Origin of the sequence: Tardiphaga sp., assembly GCF_028290785.1 — a bacterium.
GTDB lineage: Bacteria > Pseudomonadota > Alphaproteobacteria > Rhizobiales > Xanthobacteraceae > Tardiphaga.
This window is the reverse complement of sequence record NZ_JAQGJD010000283.1, coordinates 1-5,121: the sequence shown is the minus strand read 5'-3', so window position 1 is coordinate 5,121 and position 5,121 is coordinate 1. Positions and strand designations below refer to the sequence as shown.

Below are 5,121 nucleotides of genomic sequence, written 5' to 3'. Positions count from 1 at the left end.
CGCGGATTGTCGCTGCTGGCGCTGCTCGGCGTCGGCGCTGCGCTCGCGGCCAGCGGTCACGCGGCCAGCGCCGAGCCGCGCACGCTCATGATGCCGGCGGTGTTTCTGCACGGCGTCAGCCTCGCGTTCTGGACCGGCGCGCTGTGGCCGCTGGCCCGCGCGCTGCGCGATCCAGGCGACGCAGCGACGCTGCTACTGCTGCGCTTCTCGCGCTCCATTCCGCTGGCGGTCGCTGCGCTGCTGGCGAGCGGCACACTGCTCGCGGTCGTGCAACTGGCGCAGCTCGACGCGCTGTGGACGACGAATTACGGCCGCGTGTTACTGGTGAAGATGGTTCTGGTCGCGCTGCTGCTGGCGCTGGCGCTGTGGAACAGGTTGCGCCTGACGCCACAGATCGTGGCTGCCACCATCGATGCGCCGGCGCGAATGCGACGTTCCATCGGGCGGGAACTGGTGCTGGTCGCGGCGATCATCGCTGTGGTTGGCCTGTGGCGCTTCACGCCGCCGCCGCGCACGTTGGCGCAAGGCGATAATGAGAGTTTCTTCACCCATCTGCACACCGACAAGGCGATGGCCAATGTCACCATCGCACCCGGCCGCGCCGGTCCCGTGGAAATCGCGATCCAGCTCGAGACCGCCGACGAGCGGCCGCTCCAGGCCCAGGCGCTGTCGGTGACGCTGTCGAACCCGCAGGCCGGCATCGAGCCGTTCACCGCGGAGGCGGAGCGATCCGGCGACAACGGCTGGCGCGTCAGGATGTCGGCGCCCGTGCCCGGTCGCTGGACGTTGCGGCTCGGCATCCTGATTTCGGATTTCGACAGGGTCGCGATCGAGGCGCCGGTTGTGATGAGGTGAAGCTGAAGCCACTCGACGCAACGCGGCGCCTGGTTTTCGTCGGGCTCAACCCGCACCAAGTTTTCAGGTCTTGCGGCCAAATCATGGCAGCGGAAACCGCTCCCATGACGCCTCTCAACGCCCCGGATCGACAGAGCAGCACAAGCGTGCCGCTCCGCGTCCGGGACAGCTAAGCTGGATCAGCGCGCCTTCACGCTGGGCTCGCGGCTCCACAGCCGCAGCTTGCCGAGCTGTGCGATGAAGCCATCGATGTCCTTCGGTCCGCCGAGCGGGATGAACCCTTCATCGAGCGAGTCATAGACGCCGGCTTTGGCGAGCAGCGGCACCGCTGCATCGACATAGCCGATGAACTTGCAATGGGCGAAGGCATCGGCCACGAAATCGCGGGCGGTCGATTCCGCCAGCAAATCATCGATGCCCTTGTCGCCCGGCAACAGCGCTACCGCGTCGTACAGCACCGAAGGCCCGCCATCGATCATCTGGTCCGCCTCGATCAGACTGCCATCGCTGGCATCGGCGCCGCCCACCTTGGGTGCGATAATCTCGAACGTCGCGCCGGCCTTTGCAATCGCCGCCTGAAGCGCGGCAAGCAGCTTGGCGTCAGTACCATCGGTGACAAGGATGCCCAGCTTGCGGCCTTCGAACCGCTCCGGACCGTTCATCACGATGCTGAGCGCCGCGGACTCGGCGAGATCCTGCCGTGTCGGCTGCGCGGCATCAGCCGGCTTTGGCATGTTCTTCAGCCCGAGCATCGACGCCACCCTGTTGGCAAGGCCTTCGTCGATGTTCAAGAGATGCGATACCATCCGCTCGCGGATCACGGGCGTCTTCACCTTGCTGAGTTCGAAGGTCAGCGCCGCCGCGATGTGGCGCTGCTCACCCTTGGTCTGGCTCATGAAGAACTGCCGTGCCTGGCTATAATGGTCGGAAAAACTCTCCGGCCGCAGCCGCCGCTTGGCGCCGTTCTCGATATCCGCAAAGGTCTTGAAGCCCTTGTCGGGAGATTCGCGCGGTCCCTCGCCGAATGAATTTGGCTGATAGTTGACGCGGCCCACGGGGTTGCGCATCGCCATGTGGCCATCTTGCTGAAAATGCGCGAACGGGCATTTGGGTGCGTTGATCGGGATGTGGGTGAAGTTGGGACCGCCGAGCCGCTTCAATTGCGTGTCGAGATAGGAAAAGTTGCGGCCCTGCAGCAGCGGGTCGTTGGAAAAGTCGATGCCGGGCGGCACGTTCTGCGTCATGAACGCGACCTGCTCGGTCTCGGCAAAGAAGTTGTCCGGCATGCGGTCGAGCACCAGACGGCCGACCGCAATCGGCGGTAACAGTTCTTCCGGAATTAGCTTGGTCGGGTCGAGCACGTCGAAATCGAACCGATCGGCGAATTCCTGGTTGAACAACTGCACCTGCAGCTCCCATTCCGGAAAATTGCCGGACTGGATCGCGGCCCACAGGTCGCGGCGATGAAAATCTGGATCGGCGCCGTTGATCTTGACGGCCTCGTTCCACAACACCGATTGCAGGCCAAGCTTCGGCTTCCAGTGGAATTTGACAAAGGTCGATTCATTCCGCGCGTTGACGAAGCGGAAGGTGTGGACACCGAACCCTTCCATGAAACGGAACGAACGTGGCAGCGCACGATCGGACATCACCCACATGATCATGTGCATGCTTTCTGGCGTCAGCGTGATGAAGTCCCAGAAATTATCATGGGCGGACTGTGCCTGCGGGAAGGCACTGTCGGGCTCCTCCTTCACGGCGTGGATGACGTCGGGAAACTTGATCGCGTCCTGGATGAAGAACACCGGGATGTTGTTGCCCACCAGATCCCAGTTGCCTTCCTGTGTGTACAGCTTGACCGCGAAGCCACGCACGTCGCGCGCCAGGTCGAAAGAGCCCTTGCTGCCCGCTACCGTGGAGAACCGCACGAAGGCTGGGGTGCGCTCACCGGCGCGCTGAAACAAATCGGCGCGGGTATATTTCGCCAGCGAGTCATAGGTCTCGAAAAAGCCATGGGCGCCGTAGCCGCGGGCGTGCACGACGCGTTCCGGAATGCGCTCATGGTCGAAGTGGAAAATCTTCTCGCGGAAGTGAAAGTCCTCGATCAAAGCCGGGCCGCGCGCGCCGACCTTGAGCGTATTCTGATCGTCGAATACCGGGCCGCCCTGTGCCGTGGTCAGAACCGGCGTATCGCCGTCGGCGATCTGATGTAACTCGCCGCCTTCGCCGCGGAGGAGCTTCTGGTCGTGGATGGTCACCGGCTTCGCGCTGGGCCCGGTCGAGGATTTTGCCATTGTGTTTTCCGCTCAAGGGGTGGTCGCATGAAAGTGCCCGCGGAGGACCCGCGGGCACGGAGGCTATTTCTTGAGATTCTGCGCCATTTCGAGATGGTGCTTCAGCGCCGGCAGCGTCCTGCCGGCCCAGTCCTTGAGGTCGGCATTGTCGCCGCCCTTGGCGTAGCGCTCGAACAGGTTGACCGCGTCCTTGTGGGCATCGAGCTGGTAGGAATTGAAGCTTGCGCTGAAATCCTTGCCGCTTTGGCTCTTGAGCTTGTCGAGCTTAGTCTGGTGGGCGCTGTCGAGGCCGGCGGGAATCTCGGCCTTGACCTTGCCGCTGGTCACCAGCGCCTTCAGCTCCGTGCTGGTTTTGGTATGGTCGGTCACCATCATGGTGGCGAACGACTTTTCGGCGGCGTTGCCCTTGTCGTGCGCCAGCTTGTTGGAGGCGATCTCGAACATGTCGCTGATGGCGACTTCCTTGACGAAGTCGGCGGTGGTCGGCGCGATGCCCAGCGTCGAATTGACACCGGTTTTCTCCCCGACCGATTGCGCGAAAACGGGGGTGGCGAGCAGCACGCTTCCGAGAATAATGGCGGTACGTTTCATGGTCGTTCCTATCAGCTAGCGGCTTTGAGGTTGACGCCCTTGCGGAGCGCAACGGTGTTGAGCTTGGTGTTGGCGGCCTTTTCCTCGTTGAGGTTGGTGGTGAGGAAACGGACGATGTCGTCATGGCCGAGCGCCTCGGCCCACGCGATCAACGTGCCGTAGCGGGCAATTTCATAGTGTTCGACCGCCTGCGCGTTGGCCACGATCGCCGCGTCGAGTACCGACTTGTCGTCGATCTCGCCGGCCGTCTCGTTAGACTCCTTGATCAATCCGTCGATGGCCGGGCAGTCGGTACCGGACGGCTCCTTGCCGAGCTTCCGGAAGGCTTGCTCGAGCCGCTCGATCTGCTTGTAGGTCTCGTCGAGATGAGACTTCAGGCCCGCCGCGAGGTCGCGGTTGGTGGCCTGTTCGATCATCGTCGGCAGCGCCTTCGTGATCTGCTGTTCGGCGTAGTAGATGTCCTGAAGGCCGTGCAGCAGCAGGTCCTCCATTGACGTGATGTCTTTGCTGAAAAATCCCATGGGGTGCTCCGATGCATTGTCGGGGAAGCCGATCCGGCCGCGTGCATAACCATGTGGTACCGCTTCGGTTCCCACCCCTCGGGTGGGTCGTAAACCCGACGCCAGGTGGACGACGGTAGCTGCTGAACCACAATTTGAGTTGGACGCGCTGTCGGACAAGTCATCGCGTTGTTCCCGTGATAGCTTGCTTCCTTGAGGTAATCGCGCGCAGATGGCGACGATCACAATGGAATGCCGCCGATGGCTCTGTACGGTTATGCAAAGGCCTGCTGCGTTGCGGCGCTATTGATGGGGCTCCCCGTCAGCGGGCGGGCGGCGGAGATCGATACCGAGCATCTGTTCGGATTCATGATCGGCTCCGACGTTGGCAAGGTCGGTGAGCGCGAGTTCCAAAGCCAGACCACAGGCCGATTTTCGAAAAGTGGCGGGCGCTACCGCGGGCTGAACCAGGAGTTCGAACTGGAGTTCGTCCCGGCGCCGGATTTTCGCGTTGAACTCGGAACCACCTTTGCAGCCCACAATATCGCCGGCGTTGCCGGCCTCGATGATCGCCGGCAGGTCGGCTGGCAGGGCCTGTCGGTGGATCTGCGCTACCGGTTGCTCGACCGCGATCAGGCCCCGTTCGGCATGACCTTCGCTGTGGAAACCAGCGCGAGCCGTATCGAGGAAACCAGCGGCCTGCCGGCGCGGGCTTACGGTACCGAAATCACCCTGGCGTTCGATCGCGAGTTGATACCAGGCTACGTGGTCGCAGCGCTCAATCTGCTGTACCAGCCGGAATGGACCCGGCTGGTGGGCACGGATTTCATCGACCGGGAATCGACGGTGGGCGTGGCGGCGGCGGTGATGGCCCAGGTCCG

The 5,121-nt window shown here is 62.9% G+C and carries 5 protein-coding genes; 2 read left to right on the top strand and 3 right to left on the bottom strand.

What is annotated here, in order from left to right; genetic code table 11:
• The coding region (locus JWR89_RS17030; protein WP_299718214.1) for a FixH family protein at positions 1-855 on the top strand (855 nt) is incomplete at its 5' end.
• A gap of 179 nt (positions 856-1,034) precedes the next feature.
• Here the strand turns inward: JWR89_RS17030 and JWR89_RS17025 are convergent.
• The 3 genes from JWR89_RS17025 to JWR89_RS17015 all read right to left on the bottom strand — a co-directional run bounded on the left by JWR89_RS17025 (position 1,035) and on the right by JWR89_RS17015 (position 4,261).
• The gene (locus JWR89_RS17025) at positions 1,035-3,149 is read right to left on the bottom strand and encodes a catalase (protein ID WP_299718212.1); all 2,115 of its coding nucleotides are present in this window, start codon (positions 3,147-3,149) and stop codon (positions 1,035-1,037) included.
• Between the two features lie 63 nt (positions 3,150-3,212).
• Positions 3,213-3,740, bottom strand: a complete 528-nt coding sequence (locus JWR89_RS17020) for a DUF4142 domain-containing protein (protein WP_299718210.1) — start codon at positions 3,738-3,740, stop codon at positions 3,213-3,215.
• An 11-nt stretch (positions 3,741-3,751) separates the two neighbouring features.
• The gene (locus JWR89_RS17015; protein ID WP_299718208.1) at positions 3,752-4,261 is read right to left on the bottom strand and encodes a ferritin-like domain-containing protein; all 510 of its coding nucleotides are present in this window, start codon (positions 4,259-4,261) and stop codon (positions 3,752-3,754) included.
• A 240-nt stretch (positions 4,262-4,501) separates the two neighbouring features.
• Between JWR89_RS17015 and JWR89_RS17010 the strand changes: the two genes are divergently transcribed.
• A partial coding sequence (locus tag JWR89_RS17010; protein ID WP_299718206.1) for a hypothetical protein occupies positions 4,502-5,121 on the top strand: 620 nt, incomplete at its 3' end.

Bases quoted from the DNA above. Each gene is read 5' to 3' on its own strand.
- JWR89_RS17025 (WP_299718212.1), bottom strand. From the start codon at position 3,149: ATGGCAAAATCCTCGACCGGGCCCAGCGCGAAGCCGGTGACCATCCAC.
- JWR89_RS17015 (WP_299718208.1), bottom strand. From the start codon at position 4,261: ATGGGATTTTTCAGCAAAGACATCACGTCAATGGAGGACCTGCTGCTG.
- JWR89_RS17020 (WP_299718210.1), bottom strand. From the start codon at position 3,740: ATGAAACGTACCGCCATTATTCTCGGAAGCGTGCTGCTCGCCACCCCC.